We start from the raw sequence: 17,436 nt of genomic DNA on the forward strand, positions 1-17,436 counted from the left end.
GTCTCCTCAGGTTAGTTACAAAGGAATGTTGCCATGTTTCTTAGGTGGATTGGTATCGCGTTTGTTGATCAACATTTGTAAGCCTTCGATCAGGCGTGGGCGAGTTTCGCGGGGTTCAATGACATCATCAATGTACCCTCGTGCTGCCGCTACGTAGGGATTGGCAAATTTCTCGCGATATTCTTGTACCAGTTCTGCCTTGCGTTGGGTGGGGTTTGTAGAGGCTTCCAGTTCCTTTCGGAAGATAATGTTCATGGCACCTTCGGGGCCCATGACGGCGATTTCGGCGGAAGGCCAGGCCAAGTTAAGGTCCGACCGCAAGTGCTTGCTGCTCATCACGATATAAGCCCCACCGTAAGCCTTGCGCGTGATCACGGTGAGCTTAGGCACGGTGGCTTCACAATAGGCATGGAGGAGTTTTGCCCCGGCGCGAATCACCCCCCCATGTTCCTGGGCTGTGCCAGGCATAAAGCCGGGCACATCCACAAAAGTAACCAGTGGAATATTGAAAGCGTCACAGAAGCGGACAAAGCGGGCAGCCTTTTCAGCAGCATGGATATCGAGCACCCCAGCCAATACCGCAGGTTGGTTGGCAATGATACCTACACTGTAACCTCCAAGGCGGGCAAATCCGATAACAATGTTGGGAGCAAAAGATTCTTGCAATTCAAAAAATTGCCCATCATCCACGATGAGGTTTAAAACGGCTTTGATATCATAAGCGCGCGAAGGGTCATCCGGGACCAAATCATCGAGGGCTTCTTCCGTGCGTGCGGGATCATCCGAAGAGGCAACAAAAGGCGGGTCACTCATGTTGTTGGAAGGCAGGTAACCGAGCAGTTGACGGGTGAGTGATAGAGCTTCGGCTTCGCTCTCAGCAACGCGGTGCGCAACGCCGGAGAGTTGGGCGTGAACATCCGCCCCTCCCAATTGTTCAAAAGTGACCTCTTCGTGGGTGACTGCTTTCACGACCTCAGGACCGGTGACAAACATTTGCGATGAACCGCGGACCATAAAGATGAAGTCGGTCAAGGCGGGCGAATAAACCGCCCCCCCGGCGCAGGGCCCCATGATCAGAGAAATTTGAGGAATGACCCCTGAAGCCAAGGTGTTACGCAAAAACACATCACCATAGCCGGCCAGCGCATCTATCCCTTCTTGAATGCGTGCCCCACCCGAATCGTTAATACCGATCAGGGGAGCACCGTTTTTCATGGCTAAGTCCATCACCTTGCAAATTTTCTGCGCATGAATCTCACCCAGGCTGCCCCCGAGCACGGTGAAATCTTGGGAGAAAATAAAAACCTGACGGCCCTCGATCGTCCCCCAGCCGGTCACGACCCCATCACCCAAGTAACGTTGCTGATCGAGGCCAAAGTCATGGCAGCGGTGAAGTGCCAGTGTATCGAGTTCACGGAATGAACCGGGATCAAGTAAAAGATCAATGCGCTCGCGGGCGGTTAATCGTCCTTTTTTATGTTGAACCTCAATCCGTTCAATGCCGCCTCCTAGGCGGGCTTGGGCCTTGAGCGTGCGTAAGCGTTGGAGTTTGGGGTTATCACTCATGGCGGGATATCTTAATCTTCAGGATGGGCATTGTGGCTCTCTTCAATGTGCTTGGATGCCTGTGCATCCTTGACCTAATCAAATTAACCCCGTTTACGTGTTTCGTTGCGGGGTTTTGAGCCAAGAAACAGTTTACGTAGAGCGTTTTCATTGGTAGCCGTCTCAATATTCCTGCTCTGGAATATATGACGCTGTTTATCCTATTTCGATAGAACCCTCAAAATCTATCAAACTTTCTTTGGAACGAAATCCACTTTGATATACTTGGAACTGGTGGCGAGGGATTCAGTTGGCAGTGCCTTTTTTTGTTATGTCTCTATGACCCTTGTGAACGGAGGTAGCAAATGTTGGGGTTTTCGTTGGTTCAAGTAGTGGCCTTATTGGCGAAACCGGTATTCATTATCATCTTGGCGATCATTGCTCAGAGGCTGAGCGTCTCCGGTTTTCATGCCCTTGAGAAACGGCTGTTGACGCGATGGGTGGCATTACCGCAACGTAAGGGGCGCATTCATACTCTCGTTCAACTTGGACAACACACTGTCAATGTAGTGATTGTTGTGTTGGCGTTGCTTATGGTGTTGCACACGATGGGCATTAATATCTTGCCTCTTTTGACCGGCGCAGGTGTTTTAGGATTGGCTCTCTCTCTAGGGACCCAAACACTGGTGCGCGATGTCATCAACGGAGTCTTTATCCTTCTGGAAGGACAATTTGAGCTGGGGGATACAATTCGAATTGGAGACCACGAAGGCGTGGTAGAGGAAATGACCTTGCGGATAACTCGAGTGCGAGATGGAGAAGGAAATATCCATATCTTACCCAATGGTGAGATTCGCATGGTGGTTAACCTCAGCAAACCGCACCTGGCCGGTGGGGTGGTGCAGGAACCTGAATAAAATCTGACGACAAAAATGTGTTAAAATCTAAATTCCGATATAGGAGGTCGAAATATGGCGGTGGTGTTGATCTTGCGCAAGCAAGAATATCAACTTGAAGGGACAATGACGGTCAAGGAGGCTTTGAAACACTTAAACCTATCTCCCGAGTCGCACTTGGTTGTGCGCAACGGCGAGTTGCTTAATGAGAACGATGTGTTAAGAGATGGCGATGTGGTCAAGATTGTCCCCTCAATCTCTGGAGGTGGATGGTGAGCGTGCATGTTTCGATGAGATGTCACAAATGTGATGAGCGTGCTGTCATTCGGATGCGCCAGCACCGGCTAGCACTGTGTCGGACGCATTATATCGAGTGGTTCGTTCAGCAGACTCAGCGCATGATTGAGAAATACCACATGTTTACCCACGAAGAGAAAGTATTGGTGGCTGTTTCGGGGGGTAAGGACTCACTGGCTTTGTGGGATGTGCTGTGGCAGTTAGGTTACCATGCGGAGGGTCTGTATATCCACTTGGGAATTGATGAGGGGATCCAATACTCAACCGAATCAGAGCGCTTGGCACGCGAGTTTGCCGAACAGCGCGGTTTAGTACTTCACGTGATCAATGTGGCGCAAGTGCATGGCGAGACGGTGCCCGAGATCGCCCGGCGCACTCGTCGTGGACGCGATAAACCCTGTGCAGTATGTGGGCTAATTAAGCGCCATGATATGAATCAAGCCGCATTGGACTTGGGATTTAATGTCCTCGCTACTGCCCATAACCTGGATGACGAAGTAGCGTTTCTGTTTGGAAACGTCTTTCATTGGAATTTGGAGCAAATGCGGCGTCAATCCCCCGTATTGCCTGAATCGCCGGGATTTGCCCGTAAGGTCAAACCTTTCTGTCGCTTCAGCGAACGCGAAACTGCAGCCTACTCTCTGGTACGGGGTATTGCCTATATTGAAGATGAATGTCCCTTCGCTGAGGGTAGTAAACAATTGCTTTATAAAGATCTGCTCAATCGGTTGGAAGAAGTTGAACCGGGGGCAAAACTGCGCTTTTACCTCGGTTTTCTGGAGGCGCGTGATTCCGGGCAGTTAATTCTTCCCCGTGAGGAAGAAATCCCGCTCGAATTACACCCCTGCCCTCGGTGCGGTCAACCTACCACATCACCCGGTTTGTGTGCCTACTGCCGCTTGTTCGAGAGTGAGTCGCTGGGAACGCTGGGGACGCCGGTGCAGCCTAAGTGAACATCTCAATGCAAAGTATAAATGTCCCCCGAATTACAACCTAGAGATGTTCCAACAAAAGGGTTGAGAAGAGGTGGAGGGCAGACCGGGCTGGGATAAGCGGATTAGCCTGGCCTGCTTGAGTAGAGCCAGCAAAGGCAACAGACGGGCGATTTCAGTCAGCGTCATGGGGTGAAGCCTCTTGAATAGGTTTGCCGTTGAGATGGTGTCCATAGCGCCGCCAGGGGTGGTTGGGAGCAGGGGATGGCGGCGTTTTGATTTGGCGGTCGAGGGTTTTGGTATCCACGATGTCGGCTTGTCGAGCAGGCTTTTGGTAAATCGAGTAAGCTAAGGGCTGGTTTTGGTAGAGGATGGTGACGTCGCCGTGGGGGTTTTCGCAGACGGTGACCCAGGCATGGCGCAGGGCATAGGCAGGGCGGTCAGATTGGATTGGGTAAATCGTCTGCTTGAATTGGACGCCGCTGGCGCATCGGGTGCAGCGGCGGTCTCTTCGCCCGCCTTGGCTTCCACAAGCCTTCGGCGATCATGATCTTGCGCACACTACTTTCCCGTGAGATAGAGAGATGGTGCTGCTCAGTCAGCTTCTCGTGGGCTAAGGTCGGCCCAAAGTCGGCGTAGCGTTGATAGAGCAGGTCAAGGACTTTCTGCTGCGTTTCCTCCTTCAGGCGATGGTTGCTGGGTTTACCCCGCCGTGGCTCACCAAGCCTGCCGCACCCTGGGTCTTGTGGGCACGATACAGCCGCTTGATCTGCCGCACGCTCAAATCCAGCAGCCGGGCAGCTTCGATTTGCGTCAAGCGTTTCTCCTTGATCCTTTGCATTGTTTCTAGACGGGTGATTTCTGGGTTGCTCATCTTCAGTAGTTCATCCATGTTTGTGTTTCCCTGATGGGATAACTTAAGCAAGAGATTGTGCATAAGCATGAGATAGAACATAAGCATGAATTAAAGTTTAAGCATGAGATGCAGAGCAAGCAGCAGAGCAAGCAGCAGAGCAAGCAGCAGAGCAAGCAGCAGAGCAAGCAGCAGAGCAAGCAGCAGAGCAAGCAGAAGCGACTTTTGGCCATGTCGCTTGAATCTGAGCCATCCCTGCCACACCCCGCCCCCCACCCTCTAAGGTAAATCGGACATGGGGGGAGGCAAGCCTCCCCCCAAACCCCCCTCAGCCTATACCTCGTCAGGGTAGGCCCTCAGGGTAGGCCTTCAGGGTAGGCCCTCAGGGTAGGCCCTCAGGGGGGTAGGCCCTCAGGGTAGGCCTTCAGGGTAGGCCCTCAGGGTAGGCCCTCAGGGTAGGCCTTCAGGGTCAGGGTAGGCCCTCAGGGTAGGCCCTCAGGGTCAGGGTAGGCCCTCAGGGTAGGCCTTCAGGGTCAGGGTAGGCCCTCAGGGTAGGCCTTCAGGGTAGGCCCTCAGGGTAGGCCCTCAGGGCCAGGGTAGGCCCTCAGGGTAGGCCCTCAGGGTAGGCCTTCAGGGTAGGCCTTCAGGGTCAGGGTAGGCCTTCAGGGTCAGGGGTGTTGATCCGCCCTCCCGTTGGTCGGGCGGGGGGTGCGCCGCCCCCCCTCCCCCCTCCCCCCGCCCCCAAACCCCCACCCCCCACACCTCCCAACCCCCCGAAAAAGGTATCTCAAACATGGGGGCGGGGGGATTATGGGGGACTAGGGGGGACGCGGGCTTTGCCCCTCCGCCCCTCGCTCCGCTCGGGGGTCGGGCGCACCCCCTTAGATTCAAGATGAGATAAAGCCCGCCGTGATGTCGACAATACCCCATAGCAACAGGCAATATAGACCAACCCCGGGTTTGTCCGTGCCCCCACCCTTAACCGCATCCGCCAAAGGTGAAACTCAACCGTGCGCTTGCTCCGCCCCGATAGAGCCGCCATCTCCGCAACCGATAACCCTTGCGCCAGCCAGGTTAGAATCTGAAGATCAAAGGGCGTGAGCAAAATGCGGAAAACCCTAAGCCCCGCCCCATTCTCAAGAATAACTCACCTCACGCCCCCCCAATTCATCCCCCTTAGCCACCAAATCCCTAACCCTTTCCCACCGCTCCCCGCCATCCTCAAAGGCCAATAAAAAAAACACCTGTGGATCAAGATCCACCACACGGCACACATCATAAGCCATCAAATCAAGCGAAAGTGTAACCTCCCCCTTGCGGTTAGCCGCTAGTCGCCATTCATCAAAAAGCCTGATCAACCGCCCTAACACCATCATATCAACGTGCACCTTTGAACGTCTTTCCATGGTGAACCTCCATATATGGGATTAATTACGTATATTCTACACTTGCCCCCATATATGGGTGTGTGCTAAACTTAGTTACCTCCTCCTTCCATAGCCCCCCTTGTCCCTAACCCACCCAACCCACAAGGGGGGCAATGATTCATCCCATGCTTACCCTCTCCCTCACACAAGCAAAAATCATCCTCCTACTTGCCCGTGGCTATAGTCAAAGGCAAATCGCCTACCACCTCAAGGTTAGCCAGGCTACAGTCCAGGCCCATCTCCTGGCCATCCGCACCAAAACCCAAACCCAATCCACCATCCAGGCTATAACCACGATCGTGGTTAAGCCTTATGTCTATATCCGCCTCCCTAAATGAACCGCTTCGCACAAACTCCTAAACATGGGGGGAGACACTCCCCCCAAACCCCCCACCCTCTACCCTCCCCCTGGGCAGGTGCACGCTCACTCATTTGACGGGGCGGCTCAGGTTGCTGAACCGCTCCGCTCTTCTCTTAGAACCTTCGCCGCCCCTATTCGTTCGCCAGTTGTCCGCGCTCCGTCCGTTCGCTTCGCTCACGGCCTCCGCGCCCTCTGTGCACCTGCCCGCCACACTCCCTGCGCCATCGCTCGCTTCGCTCGCTGGCGGGGCGGGCGCTCCGCTCCGCTCCGCGCCCTGCCCCGCCTGGCGCATGTTACTCATCTTCATTCGTTCATCCATGTTTGTGTTTCCCTTCAAAGGGGACATTTTAACGTTGCACAAAGGGGACTTTACTACGTTGCGCTAACAGGGGGTTCGAAATGCTTGTCAAACCAGGGGTGTTTTGCTATAATCACGATCGCAAGGGCGCGTAGCTCAGTTGGTTAGAGCGCACGGTTCACATCCGTGAGGTTCGGGGGTTCGAGACCCTCCGCGCCCACCAGAGACCTCATGGCCGAACGCATAACGATGCAGCCATGAGGTTTTGTGTTATTATAAAAGCGGTTTATTTTTTGCTCTTATTGAGGTTCCGCGGGCATTGAGCACGCTGATTTTTCACTAAGGCTTGCTATGGACGCACCGGTTCCCATCCTGCCGACCAAAATTTTTGTCCCGCGCCGACGAAATGACCTCCTAAGCCGGTCTCGATTAATTGACGCGCTCCACGAGTTACTAGAATATAAGTTGATTATTATCGCCGCACCAGCCGGGTACGGGAAAACCTCGCTAGTAGTGGATTTTGCCCATCATACCGAATGGCCTTTTTGCTGGTATGCGTTGGATGTCTTAGATCGCGAACCAATCCGGTTTCTTAGCCATTTGGTGGCCTCCATTACAATGCAGTTTCCTCTCTTCGGCAAGCGTTCGCGCGCAGTATTACAAAACATGGCGGAGGGGGAATTAAACCTGGATACGATGGTCAGTGCCGTTATCCAGGACATGTTTGAGGCGATCAATGAACACTTTGTTATCGTTTTGGATGATTATCACCTGATCGAGGAAAGTGAACCGATTGCCTATTTTATCAGTCGTTTGGTCCAGGACAGCGATGAAAATTGCCACGTGATCCTCACCTCACGCACGCTGATTGCTCTGCCCGATCTTCCCCTAATGGTGGCCCGTTCGTTGGTAGGAGGTTTAGGGGCGGAGGACTTGGCTTTTACCCCTCAAGAAGTACAAGCCTTCTTCGGGCAGACTTTGCGTCAAGCCATTCCGGAGAGTGTGGCCTATGAATTAGCGCGGCTCTCTGAAGGTTGGATTACAGGTCTGTTATTATCCTCGCAATTGGCCGATATGGGTATTTTGGATCGCCTGCGCCGGGGGCGGATTGCCTCGGTTGGGCTGTATGATTACTTGGCGACCCAAGTGCTAGAACGTCAGCCACCTGAATTGCGTGATTTTTTGCTCCATTCCTCTTTATTAGAAGAGTTTGATGCCACGGAGTGCAAGGAAGTTATTGGCGAGGCGTTAGGCATTCAGGCGGATTGGAATGCCCTCATCAATACGGTGTTGCGCGAGAATCTCTTTTTAACACCGGTGGGGGAGGGACGGGTTTGGTATCGCTATCATCATTTGTTTGCCGATTTTCTACAGCAGCGGTTATTAGCCGAACGTCCCGAGGAAGCCGAACGGCTGGTAGCGCGATTAAGTGAACGCTATCGTCAACAGCGGGCGTGGGAACGCATTTACATGCTTTACCGCCGGCTAGGGCGAGTGGACCAAACCATACCGTTGTTAGAGGAAATTGGGGCGGAGCTCTTTGAAGACGGAAGGTTAATCACCTTACAACAATGGCTGGATGAGTTGCCGGAGACTCTTTTTCAACAGAATCCACTTTTGCTTTCATTGAAAGGGAATTTATGCCTTATCAAGGGAAGCGTTCATGAAGGCTTAGCTTATTTAGATCAGTCGCTTAATCTTTATTCGGAAGACCAGAAAATCCAACGGGTTGAGACATTGGTGCGACGCGCTGCAGCCCTACGACGGATTGGAGAATACAACGGGGCATTGAGTGACGTTAATGAAGCCCTTTCCTTAGTGGGTGACTGTCCTAATTCTCAAAAACTATTCGGAATTACCTTGCAACAAAAAGGCATCATTCTATACCATCAAGGATATATGCGTGAGGCCTTAGCTACTTTTGAACAATCCCTTCGGTACTTCGAAGGAACTGCAGAGTCTAATTTCATTGCATTTTCCTTAATGGAAATGGGTACTATTAATTCGGCGTTAGGTAATCATCTGGAAGCTGAAAGATTGTTTTCCCAAGCGACTAATCATTGGTTATCCACCAATAACTTTGTACGATTGGCAAATGTTCTTAATAACTTGGGAGATCTCAAAAGACAAATGGGGGATTATGAGGGTGCGCTTGTTACTTTGGAAAAAGCGGTCGAATATGCGCGTCAAAGCAGCTACTTGCGGATGGAGGCTTATGCTTTAGCCTCAATTGGGGATCTCTACCGTGATCTTGGTATATGGAATTCGGCCTTAGAGGCTTATCAACAGTCCAATCACATAGTAGGACGGTTGGGTGACCGTTTTTTGAGCATTTATCTTCAATTGAATCAAGCAGCAATGCTGGATCTACAAGGACAATTTATTCAAGCTAAGCCGTTTTTAGAGCAGGCTTGGGTAATGGCCGAAGAAAGCGGTTCTGCTTACGAGCAGAACTTATGTCGTTTAGAAAATGGGCGCTTCAAATTATTCAATGGAAACCCTGCATTAGCGATTCAAGATCTGCAACTCGCAGCTGATTTCTTCGAGTCACAAGGGCATACTTCAGAGGCTTTGCGCGCTCGCCTTTTTCTCTTGCTGGCTCGTTGGAATCTTTTACCGCATACTGAGGATTTGCGGCGAGACGTCTTGAACTTTATATCCTCTTTGATAAATCGAGATACACCCCCTGGTATTCTCAGTTTGGTTCGGGAATCCCGTCCTATCCTATTATCTTTGGTTAACGATGATAGGTTATCGGGATTGGTAAATGAATTGCTTGTTCGTTTAGAGCGATTTGATGTCCAATTGAATGTTCTGCGCCGCCGTTTGCGCCGACAGGCTGCAACGATTCCTTTTATCGGCCCATTATTAGTTATCCAGACTCTTGGAAAAATACAAATAAAACTTAATAACCGTGTCTTAACTATTGGGGATTGGCAAACGCAAAGTGCACGGGATCTATTTCTCTATTTGCTAACTCGACCCGATGGAGTGACGCGCGAAATCGTCGGAAATGTCTTTTGGCGTGATTGCTCCCCGCATGAATTGCACCTTCGCTTCAAGAACACACTTTATCGCTTGCGCCGCGCAGTAGGCAAGGATGTCGTTCTTTTTCAGGATGGGATTTATCGCTTCAATACTGATTTGGATTATGAGTATGACGTCGAGCAGTTTTTCCGCGAAATTTACCATGCTGAACGGAGTAGCGATCCACGGCAAAAAATCCTTCACTATCAAAATGCCTTGCGCTACTACCAAGGGCCCTATTTACCTGGCTTGGATGAGACTTGGGTTCTGATTGAACGTCAGCGCCTGTTCAATGCCTATACCGGGGTTGTCTTAAAGTTGGGGGAATTGTACTTGCAACAGGGTGATACCCAGGGCGCATTAACATGTGCGCAACAACTTCTCCAAGAAGATCCGTGTTTTGAAGAAGCACACCGTTTGGCCATGCAGGCTTATGCCGCCATGGGAAATCGAGCTGCTGTGGTGCGCCAGTACGATTATTGCCGGCGGGTGCTCTCGGAAGAATTAAACACAGCGCCCTCGCTACAGACTCAGTCTTTATTTGAAGCCCTTATTCGTTAGTATCTTGTTGGGTTGAATTCTATTTGGTAATGCGGCGAAAGCCCTTAGGGGATGGTGGGGTTGTCGTCTCTGCAAGGTTTTAAATTGAGTTGAGACTTGGATTGAACTCTTTACTCATTGTTAACAATTTGATGGGGAAATGAGCCTCATTTGAAGCCTGGTTTGCATCCTGAAGGATTGCATACTAAACGAAGAATTTGAACCTGAAAGAAGGCGAAAGGAGATTGGAGCATGAAAACGTCCCTGTTTTCGGTGCATGTAGCAATGGAAATGCCTCAGGCAAGTGGTGATACGGTGCGACGTTCCCCTCAGGCAAGTGGTGACACAGTTCGGCGTTCTCCTCAAGCCAGTGGTGATACAGTACGGCGTTCCCCTCAAGCAAGTGGTGACACGGTGCGTTAAGACAGGTTGATTGAGGGTAGTAAGTAGGCGTTTTCGAACGAGTAATTGCTACTTAGCGCCTCAACAGGGCGTTGAAAATAACTGCGGGGTTAATGATTGGTCCAAAAGGACCAAAACCCGCAGTTTTTGTTTTAGGCATAAGTTGTATCACAAACTTGATTAGCAAAATTTTAGGCTTAATACCAATGGAGGTAAAAATGCGTTACGCGATGGATTTTGGAACCCCAACCGTAACTTATCGCAAGACCCAAACCGAAGCCGAGGTAAGCCGCCTCTTCTGTGCTGCGGTGGTCAGTAAGCGCTTCCGTGATCAACTGCTTCAAGATCCTGCCTCGGCGATTGCCCAGGGTTACAATGGCGAGTCATTTGCATTTTCCGCTGAGATGATGGAACGCTTTTGCAGCATTCAAGCGGAAACGCTGAGCGACTTTGCAGCCCAATTCCTGGCGCACGAGATGCCGCTGCGGGTTGAAATCCCTATCCCGGTGGGTGTGCATTGATCCGGCGCGGTGAGGTGTAACCGGCTTGCGGCAGGATAACGAATTTGACCTAAGGATGCCTTCGATGGATACACGTCTTCCGGATACGGGTGAACTGCGTCGTATAGTGGCCGAATCGGTGACCACCACCGGATTTGAGCCGACTACGGCGTCATTTGCCCCTGCCATGCCCACCTATGAGGATGCCTTGGGGGTAGCGTTATCCGGCTTGGCGGCGTGTGTGGTTAGTGTAACCCGTGTAGCTTTTTGCAAGGTGGTCGTGTTGGGGTCAGAATGGGGGTTTGAAACGCGTGCTGTGGCTTTCGCCGATGGCGGTGGTCATTTGCGACGGTTAGCAGAACCCTTCTATGCTCAGCGTTTATATCATCAGGTGGTTTCATCAGGACAACCCTTGCTGATTTCGCGTGAGCAGGATTTCCTAAGCCTGGATGAAGGGCGGACTTTACGCTATCATGACGCTAATGCTTTGTTTATTGCGGCAATCGGTGAGGATTCCTCTGCTGAGAAGGGCGTGCTGATCATCGGGGTCAAACAATCGGCGCGTTTTCACGACGGTCAATTGAGGCTAGCGGCTCTGTTGGCTCGTTATGCACAATCCATTTTAGCCTTTGCCTTGCATCCAGAACTGCGTCCACCTTTGTATAATGATGTTCTCATGCTCTCAAAGAGCATTGAGCACTATGATTTATCTATTACCCAACATAGCCTAACCATGGTTCAGATGGCTGAACGACTTGCCGAACGTTTGGGGTGTTTGCCTACAGAGGTTAAGACGATCGGATTGGCGGCATTGCTCCATGATTTAGGCAAAGTGGGAATCCCTAACGAGATTTTGCAGAAACCCGAGCCGCTATCCGAAGATGAGTGGAGGCTGATGCGGCGGCATCCCGAAATTGGAGCACAGATTGTGCAAACTGTCACCGGTTTAAACGGGGTTGCAACGATCATCCATTGTCATCATGAGCATTTTGATGGGACTGGTTATCCTCATGGATTGAAGGGGTATCAAATTCCATTAGGATCGCGCATTTTGGCGGTTGTGGATGCTTTTGAAGCCATTACTGGCGGACGTACCTACCGTCCAGCGCGTTCTGCAGAGGTGGCTTTAGAAGAGATTCAGCGCTGTGCCGGTACGCAATTTGATCCACAAATTGTAGAGGCTTTTGTGGCGCTGATCCATGAAGAAGGGTTTAACGCGAACCAGGGGGAGTAAAGCGTTGCACCAGAACCGGGGTACTGTCGGGCGCAGGTTTTCCTGCGCTCGACGGGTTTAAAACCTTTCCAAAATTTTTATAATTCGAGAGCATCCGACAGGATGTGTAACTGCTGTCGGATGCCCCAAGTCGTTATGTAAACTACCGAAATGACCTTTAGGGTAAAGCCCTCACGACGTCAAAGGTGTTCAAAGCCTGATCGAGGGCAATCCAATCGTTATCGCTCATCGCGTTAAAAATGAAGGTTACCAAAAAGGCGGTCTTGTTTTGTTTGGGTCGCGCCGTGAGCACGATTAAAGCATTTCCTGCCCCACTGCAGTTGATATAGTAATCATAAGCGCCCTCAAAAGCGCTATCCTCGTAGTCATACCGGCCCTGCAATTTACACTCGTTTCGGTAACTATCGCGGTAGGCGTCAAGTAACTGAATGTAGCCTGCCAATTGGGCCACGCGATCGGAAACGGCGAAGAAGATCCCGGGCTCATCCCAATAATTAACAAAGTTGTTCAAATTTGCCGCTGCTGTGATGCTTGCCCCGATCACTTCATCGTCCACTACCCATGGTGAGCCATCTACCTCGCTCCAAGCAGAGGGAATAGCGACCTGAATGGCGCCCGAGTTATCCTGAACTAAGATGTAATCTGTGGCAGCAGAGCCTGTGTCTGAGGTTTCACCACCCAGTTCTTGGGCAAAGGAGAACTTGGCTTCTAGGGGCTTCCCGTTGAGTTCACCCGAGAGAACTTCCTGAGTATCGAAACGCAAGACCTCAATGGCGATCGGGCTGTCGGAACTGCGGGTACGCAGAATGTCGCAGTAATCACTCATCGTACCGTCGGTGGCAAGAACCAACCCTTCCATACGAGTAATGATGTCTCCACCTTGGACGCCAGCCTTACCCGCGGGAGAGCCTGATTTGACTGAAGCAACCCAGATTCCGCTCAAGCTCCCATCTTCACTCATCACGGCCTGACCATTTACGCCAATGGATTCAAAGTCTTGGCCTTTGCGTAAGGTTTCGATAACTGTCATGGCATCTTGGGCGCGGATGGCAAAATTCATGTCATAGACATTATTCCCAGCGTAATTAATCCCCACAACGCGGGCTTGATTATCTACCAGTGGACCGCCGGAATTGCCACCCCGAATACGCGCATCATGTTCGATGACAGCAGGAATGGAGGCCCAAGAAGTTTTCCCATTGGCTTTGGCCTTAGATACTATTCCTTTGGTTAACGTGTATTCAGGGTCACCGAGCGGAAAACCGGCGGCATAAACCTCCAGCCCGGGGTTTATCTCCCCCTCATGAAGCGCCAGATAGGGAAAGCCATCCCCCTCGATGTCAATGACGGCTAAATCCCAACATTCTGAAACGCCCAGAATACGCGCATTACGCGGTTCAGTCTCGCCCCCTACCCATACTTTGATCAATGCGGCACCGGTGACCACGTGGTTATTCGTAACCGCAATGCCTGAAGGATCAATGATGAAGCCGGAACCGCGTCCGGCGACATTGAGCATCAATCCGACTTCGGGATCCACAAAAGTGCCCTGGGCTTCAATCTGGATGGTGGCTTTTTTTAGATCCTCAATTTGGCTGACTGCTTGGGGGCCTTGGGGAGTGGGAGTGCTTTCTGGGGCGGGGGCTTGAGTTGTTGGAACTGCAGTAGGAGTGGATGGTGACGACCCCGAACAGGCAGCAAGTACCAAGGCAACAATAAGCAAAATAGTAGCCCGTTTTAGAGACATCATGTTATCCTTTCTATGGTATGGAATAAGCATTCCTTCAAAGCGCCCCCATAATTGCCCCCAATGGTTAGATCACCCAAGGCATGCTGAGCTCTATTTTATCTTAATTAGGGCAAAAATTAACTAAATTTATCATAAAATAAAATCTAACCTCGGGTTACCATCAGGTGTCCCCATTTTCATAAGCGCTACTATTGCTATTTAAGGCATAGCACTTGACGATTCTGCGCCCTCGCGGTATATTATGGACGCAAGACGCCCTCGTAGCTCAAATGGATAGAGCGTTTGCTTGCGGAGCAAAAGGCTGCGTGTTCGAGTCACGCCGAGGGCACAGATGGTGGAGCGGTTTGGAAACCGCTCTTTTTCATTCTGGTAATTTCCATTCTCAAGGGGTTAGAAGATGCAAAAGCCTTTGATTTTACTCACCAATGACGATGGAGTAGAGTCGCCGGGTTTATGGGCCGCCGCCTGTGCGTTGGCAGTCGTGGGAGATGTTACCATCGCCGCACCGCTGACTCAATCTACGGGTGCGGGGCGAAGCATGCCTCATTTCATGAATGGGCGGATTGAACGACGGGTGCGGGACATGTGCGGCCGAACTTGGGAGGCGTATGGTGTGAACGGGTCGCCTGCTCAGGCCGTTGATCATGCCATTTTAGAACTGATGCCTCGTTACCCCGATTTGGTGGTTTCAGGGATTAATTATGGTGAGAATGTAGGTACTGGAATCACCATCTCAGGCACGATTGGCGCTGCAATGGAGGCAGCCTCTTTTGGTATTCCAGCCCTGGCCGTATCGCTTCAAACGGGGATTCAAAATCATCTATCTCATTCAACCGAGGTTGATTTTTCGGTTGCCGCGCACTTTACCGCTTATTTTGCCCAATGCATTTTGCGATCTGGTTTGCCTGGCGATGTGCAAATTCTTAAAGTTGAGATTCCCGCCTCGGCTACTCCAGAAACACCATGGCGAGTGACGCGATTAGCACTACACCGCTATTACGTACCTTACTCCACCCGTCGAGGCGGGCTGGATGAGGAAGCCCCTTTAGGTTACCGGGTGCAGGTTTCACCTGATGAAGTACCAAAAGACTCTGATATTTACGCGCTGCTATATGAGCACGTTGTGTCGGTTACCCCTCTGACCCTGGATATGACGGCACGTTATCCTCTTCACTCTCTGGAGGCGCATCTGCGTCGGGACCAGATGGGTTAACCAGCGGCAGAGGTGGCGGCTACATTAGCAAAGGTGGCGCGGCGCAGACGCTCAACCAATTCGCTCTTGGCATCGCACCAGAGCGGGCGCAATGCACAATTCTCACCGAAGGGGCAAGCATCTGGCGACTGGGTGCACTCATTGAGCATAATCGGCCCATCAATGGCTTCAACAACCTCAAGCACGGTGATTTCATGCGGCGGTTTAGCCAATGAAACGCCTCCCCGTGCGCCTCGTGAGGTGTGAATCAAACCGGCGATCGAAAGCTGCGAGATGATTTTGGCTAAGAATGAAGGCGGAATATTCTGTTGTTCGGCGATTTCGCTGGTTGCCGCCCGCTGGTTAGGCCCTAATTGGGCTAAATAATAAATTGCGCGTAAGGCATAGTCAGCTTGTCGTGTAATTTGCATTGTTGCTATCCCTCTTTTCAGAAATACGGGTAGAAATTATCTACATTATTTAGTTTATGCATTTGTGCCCCTTGTAACAAGTGACTAAGGTCATCCTGGAAGGATGACCTTTGACGTAGTTTGGGTCTTGCCGTTATAATGCGTAACATGAACGTGGATTTCCGCTTCTATTATCCGATTCAAGTTCGTTACGGGGATTTGGATCCCCAGTGGCATGTTAATAATGCGCGCTTCCTTACGTACTTGGAACAGGCCCGCCTAGCCTATTTGATCCACCTTGGTCTGTTTGATGGTCACTCATTTCTCGATCTGGGTTTGATTGTCGCCGATATTCATATTGCTTATCGTGCCCCAATTGCCTTAATGGAAGAATTGAGGGTTGGGGTTAAGACAGTGCACCTGGGGAATAAGAGCCTGAAAATGGTTTATGTGATTGAGAATCCTGCAACCGGGCAGATAAAAGCCCAGGCTGAAGTGGTAATGGTGGCTTATGATTACCACTCTCAGACCAGCATTCCTTTGAGTCGGCATTGGCGTGAAACCATTGCAGCCTTTGAAGGCATTCCGGCTTACGCTGAAGGGTGATTCGTATGGAAACCTTACCAGATATCCAAGAAGACGAATTGATAGAGTTTCTTACTGGTTTATTGAATGTGCCCAGTCCTACCGGATTTACTGATATGGCTGTGGCGTATCTGGAACAGACTATAAGTGGCCTGAAAGGGGTTCATATAGAGCGAACTCCTAAAGGGGCGCTATTGGCTTGGCTGGAAGGGGAAGACAGATCAGCACCTCGGGTGGTTGCCTCACACCTTGATACCCTGGGGGCAATGGTCAAGGAAATTAAGCCGAACGGACGTTTAAAATTGACCCCGATTGGGAGTTACGCCTGGAACACCGTTGAGACGGAGGGTTGCACAATCTTTACGCGCGATGGGCGGCGTTATCGCGGTAGTTTGTTGATCACTGTGGCATCGTCACATGTCTATGGAAAGCGCACTGCCGAAATGCCGCGCGAGGCCGAGAACATGGAGGTTCGCTTAGATGTTCGTACCAGTAGTGCTGATGAAACGCGCGCCTTAGGGATTGAGGTGGGCGATTTTGTGGCGTTTGACCCTCGCGTTGAGGTGAACGCAGGCTTTGTGCGTTCGCGGCACCTCGATGATAAGGCGGGAGTGGCTTGTGTGGTCACGGCCCTTAAGACGTTAGTCCAGGCGCAATTAAAACCGCGGCATACGATTTGTGCTCTTTTTAGTACCTATGAAGAGGTGGGCCATGGGGCTTCAGCAGGTCTACCCTCGGATTTAAAAGAAATGGTCGTCGTGGACATGGCCGCTGTGGGTGAAGGGCAGACCTCGGATGAATTTCATGCCACGTTATGCGTCAAGGATTCCGGAGGGCCATATGATCGAGGGCTGAGTCTACGGTTGCAGCAACTCGCCGAGCACTATCAGATTCCATATAAGGTGGATATTTACCCCTATTACGGCTCCGATGGTGGTGCATTTTGGCGCGCAGGTGGAAATGCGCCGGTTGCTCTAATCGGGCCGGGAGTGGATGCCTCTCACAATTATGAGCGCACCCACGCGGAAGCCTTGGTAGCGACCACGCGTTGGTTGCTGGCTTATTTTTTGAACCCATAGCAGCGTCGGAAACAAGAGATGGTAACCTTTTACGTCATTATAAAGGAGGCTCTCGACAAGCCTTTAAACTCTGGTAGAATTACACACAGGGCGGAGCAATGAGCGCTC

At 51.2% G+C, this 17,436-nt stretch carries 19 protein-coding genes and 2 tRNA genes; 13 read left to right on the forward strand and 8 right to left on the reverse strand.

The features are described 5' to 3' along the window. Positions 1–15 precede the first annotated feature (15 nt). Positions 16–1,566, reverse strand: a complete 1,551-nt coding sequence (locus tag QYE77_RS13055) for an acyl-CoA carboxylase subunit beta (RefSeq protein ID WP_315625875.1) — start codon at positions 1,564–1,566, stop codon at positions 16–18. Positions 1,567–1,910: 344 nt separating this feature from the next. On the opposite strand from QYE77_RS13055, the gene QYE77_RS13060 reads away from it, so the two are divergent. From QYE77_RS13060 to QYE77_RS13070, 3 genes are read left to right on the forward strand one after another with little or no spacing between them, the layout of a single operon-like run. Continuing rightward, positions 1,911–2,462 carry a mechanosensitive ion channel family protein gene (locus QYE77_RS13060; RefSeq protein ID WP_315625876.1) on the forward strand — a complete coding sequence of 184 codons (552 nt, stop codon included), beginning with the start codon at positions 1,911–1,913 and terminating at the stop codon, positions 2,460–2,462. A gap of 54 nt (positions 2,463–2,516) precedes the next feature. After that, a complete protein-coding gene (locus QYE77_RS13065) occupies positions 2,517–2,717 on the forward strand; it encodes a MoaD/ThiS family protein (RefSeq protein WP_315625877.1) in 201 nt (66 codons plus the stop codon). Between the two features lie 14 nt (positions 2,718–2,731). Beyond that, positions 2,732–3,691, forward strand: coding sequence for an ATP-binding protein (locus tag QYE77_RS13070; RefSeq protein WP_315625878.1), 960 nt, complete (start codon positions 2,732–2,734; stop codon positions 3,689–3,691). Positions 3,692–3,724: 33 nt separating this feature from the next. On the opposite strand, the gene QYE77_RS13075 is transcribed toward QYE77_RS13070, so the two are convergent. From QYE77_RS13075 to QYE77_RS13090, 5 genes are all read right to left on the reverse strand, one after another. Further along, positions 3,725–3,859 (reverse strand): hypothetical protein, encoded by a 135-nt coding sequence (locus QYE77_RS13075; RefSeq protein WP_315625879.1) that lies wholly within the window; start codon positions 3,857–3,859, stop codon positions 3,725–3,727. Continuing rightward, positions 3,846–3,977 (reverse strand): hypothetical protein, encoded by a 132-nt coding sequence (locus QYE77_RS13080; RefSeq protein WP_315625880.1) that lies wholly within the window; start codon positions 3,975–3,977, stop codon positions 3,846–3,848. Before QYE77_RS13080 ends, QYE77_RS13075 begins: the two co-directional genes overlap by 14 nt. Positions 3,978–4,352: 375 nt before the next feature. Further along, complete coding sequence (locus QYE77_RS13085; protein WP_315625881.1) at positions 4,353–4,562, reverse strand: helix-turn-helix domain-containing protein; 210 nt, start codon at positions 4,560–4,562, stop codon at positions 4,353–4,355. Positions 4,563–5,331: 769 nt separating this feature from the next. After that, a complete protein-coding gene (locus QYE77_RS15410; RefSeq protein ID WP_399390448.1) occupies positions 5,332–5,628 on the reverse strand; it encodes a helix-turn-helix domain-containing protein in 297 nt (98 codons plus the stop codon). A gap of 31 nt (positions 5,629–5,659) precedes the next feature. Next, positions 5,660–5,929, reverse strand: coding sequence for a hypothetical protein (locus tag QYE77_RS13090; RefSeq protein WP_315625882.1), 270 nt, complete (start codon positions 5,927–5,929; stop codon positions 5,660–5,662). A 146-nt stretch (positions 5,930–6,075) separates the two neighbouring features. Between QYE77_RS13090 and QYE77_RS13095 the strand changes: the two genes are divergently transcribed. From QYE77_RS13095 to QYE77_RS13120, 6 genes are all read left to right on the forward strand, one after another. After that, positions 6,076–6,288: a LuxR C-terminal-related transcriptional regulator gene (locus QYE77_RS13095; protein ID WP_315625883.1), complete on the forward strand. Its 213-nt coding sequence runs from the start codon at positions 6,076–6,078 to the stop codon at positions 6,286–6,288. 466 nt (positions 6,289–6,754) lie between these two features. Further along, positions 6,755–6,832, forward strand: a tRNA-Val gene (locus QYE77_RS13100). A gap of 128 nt (positions 6,833–6,960) precedes the next feature. Further along, complete coding sequence (locus tag QYE77_RS13105) at positions 6,961–10,197, forward strand: tetratricopeptide repeat protein (RefSeq protein ID WP_315625884.1); 3,237 nt, start codon at positions 6,961–6,963, stop codon at positions 10,195–10,197. Positions 10,198–10,428: 231 nt separating this feature from the next. Next, positions 10,429–10,599, forward strand: coding sequence for a hypothetical protein (locus tag QYE77_RS13110; RefSeq protein ID WP_315625885.1), 171 nt, complete (start codon positions 10,429–10,431; stop codon positions 10,597–10,599). A 197-nt stretch (positions 10,600–10,796) separates the two neighbouring features. After that, positions 10,797–11,099, forward strand: coding sequence for a hypothetical protein (locus QYE77_RS13115; protein ID WP_315625886.1), 303 nt, complete (start codon positions 10,797–10,799; stop codon positions 11,097–11,099). A 64-nt stretch (positions 11,100–11,163) separates the two neighbouring features. Further along, the gene (locus QYE77_RS13120) at positions 11,164–12,312 is read left to right on the forward strand and encodes an HD-GYP domain-containing protein (protein ID WP_315625887.1); all 1,149 of its coding nucleotides are present in this window, start codon (positions 11,164–11,166) and stop codon (positions 12,310–12,312) included. Between the two features lie 157 nt (positions 12,313–12,469). On the opposite strand, the gene QYE77_RS13125 is transcribed toward QYE77_RS13120, so the two are convergent. Beyond that, positions 12,470–14,062, reverse strand: a complete 1,593-nt coding sequence (locus QYE77_RS13125) for a trypsin-like peptidase domain-containing protein (protein ID WP_315625888.1) — start codon at positions 14,060–14,062, stop codon at positions 12,470–12,472. 254 nt (positions 14,063–14,316) lie between these two features. Between QYE77_RS13125 and QYE77_RS13130 the strand changes: the two genes are divergently transcribed. Both QYE77_RS13130 and surE read left to right on the forward strand, forming a co-directional pair. Next, a tRNA-Arg gene (locus QYE77_RS13130) sits at positions 14,317–14,390 on the forward strand. A gap of 69 nt (positions 14,391–14,459) precedes the next feature. Then, positions 14,460–15,275 carry a 5'/3'-nucleotidase SurE gene (gene surE / locus QYE77_RS13135; RefSeq protein WP_315625889.1) on the forward strand — a complete coding sequence of 272 codons (816 nt, stop codon included), beginning with the start codon at positions 14,460–14,462 and terminating at the stop codon, positions 15,273–15,275. On the opposite strand, the gene QYE77_RS13140 is transcribed toward surE, so the two are convergent. After that, positions 15,272–15,685 carry an RrF2 family transcriptional regulator gene (locus tag QYE77_RS13140; RefSeq protein ID WP_315625890.1) on the reverse strand — a complete coding sequence of 138 codons (414 nt, stop codon included), beginning with the start codon at positions 15,683–15,685 and terminating at the stop codon, positions 15,272–15,274. The genes surE and QYE77_RS13140 overlap by 4 nt on opposite strands. Positions 15,686–15,832: 147 nt before the next feature. On the opposite strand from QYE77_RS13140, the gene QYE77_RS13145 reads away from it, so the two are divergent. After that, complete coding sequence (locus QYE77_RS13145) at positions 15,833–16,270, forward strand: acyl-CoA thioesterase (RefSeq protein WP_315625891.1); 438 nt, start codon at positions 15,833–15,835, stop codon at positions 16,268–16,270. Between the two features lie 5 nt (positions 16,271–16,275). Then, on the forward strand, positions 16,276–17,328 hold the full coding sequence (locus QYE77_RS13150; RefSeq protein ID WP_315625892.1) for a M42 family metallopeptidase: 1,053 nt from the start codon (positions 16,276–16,278) through the stop codon (positions 17,326–17,328). Positions 17,329–17,436 lie beyond the last annotated feature (108 nt).

The sequence above is a fragment of the Thermanaerothrix solaris genome (assembly GCF_032334255.1).
Lineage (GTDB): Bacteria > Chloroflexota > Anaerolineae > Anaerolineales > Anaerolineaceae > Thermanaerothrix > Thermanaerothrix solaris.

What these genes read in the sequence shown, in the direction of transcription:
- QYE77_RS13055 (WP_315625875.1), bottom strand. Translation starts at nt 1,566, where the DNA reads ATGAGTGATAACCCCAAACTCCAACGCTTACGCACGCTCAAGGCCCAA.
- QYE77_RS13060 (WP_315625876.1), top strand. Translation starts at nt 1,911, where the DNA reads ATGTTGGGGTTTTCGTTGGTTCAAGTAGTGGCCTTATTGGCGAAACCG.
- QYE77_RS13065 (WP_315625877.1), top strand. Translation starts at nt 2,517, where the DNA reads ATGGCGGTGGTGTTGATCTTGCGCAAGCAAGAATATCAACTTGAAGGG.
- QYE77_RS13070 (WP_315625878.1), top strand. Translation starts at nt 2,732, where the DNA reads ATGAGATGTCACAAATGTGATGAGCGTGCTGTCATTCGGATGCGCCAG.
- QYE77_RS13075 (WP_315625879.1), bottom strand. Translation starts at nt 3,859, where the DNA reads ATGACGCTGACTGAAATCGCCCGTCTGTTGCCTTTGCTGGCTCTACTC.
- QYE77_RS13085 (WP_315625881.1), bottom strand. Translation starts at nt 4,562, where the DNA reads ATGGATGAACTACTGAAGATGAGCAACCCAGAAATCACCCGTCTAGAA.
- QYE77_RS13090 (WP_315625882.1), bottom strand. Translation starts at nt 5,929, where the DNA reads ATGGAAAGACGTTCAAAGGTGCACGTTGATATGATGGTGTTAGGGCGG.
- QYE77_RS13095 (WP_315625883.1), top strand. Translation starts at nt 6,076, where the DNA reads ATGCTTACCCTCTCCCTCACACAAGCAAAAATCATCCTCCTACTTGCC.
- QYE77_RS13105 (WP_315625884.1), top strand. Translation starts at nt 6,961, where the DNA reads ATGGACGCACCGGTTCCCATCCTGCCGACCAAAATTTTTGTCCCGCGC.
- QYE77_RS13110 (WP_315625885.1), top strand. Translation starts at nt 10,429, where the DNA reads ATGAAAACGTCCCTGTTTTCGGTGCATGTAGCAATGGAAATGCCTCAG.
- QYE77_RS13115 (WP_315625886.1), top strand. Translation starts at nt 10,797, where the DNA reads ATGCGTTACGCGATGGATTTTGGAACCCCAACCGTAACTTATCGCAAG.
- QYE77_RS13120 (WP_315625887.1), top strand. Translation starts at nt 11,164, where the DNA reads ATGGATACACGTCTTCCGGATACGGGTGAACTGCGTCGTATAGTGGCC.
- QYE77_RS13125 (WP_315625888.1), bottom strand. Translation starts at nt 14,062, where the DNA reads ATGATGTCTCTAAAACGGGCTACTATTTTGCTTATTGTTGCCTTGGTA.
- surE (WP_315625889.1), top strand. Translation starts at nt 14,460, where the DNA reads ATGCAAAAGCCTTTGATTTTACTCACCAATGACGATGGAGTAGAGTCG.
- QYE77_RS13140 (WP_315625890.1), bottom strand. Translation starts at nt 15,685, where the DNA reads ATGCAAATTACACGACAAGCTGACTATGCCTTACGCGCAATTTATTAT.
- QYE77_RS13145 (WP_315625891.1), top strand. Translation starts at nt 15,833, where the DNA reads ATGAACGTGGATTTCCGCTTCTATTATCCGATTCAAGTTCGTTACGGG.
- QYE77_RS13150 (WP_315625892.1), top strand. Translation starts at nt 16,276, where the DNA reads ATGGAAACCTTACCAGATATCCAAGAAGACGAATTGATAGAGTTTCTT.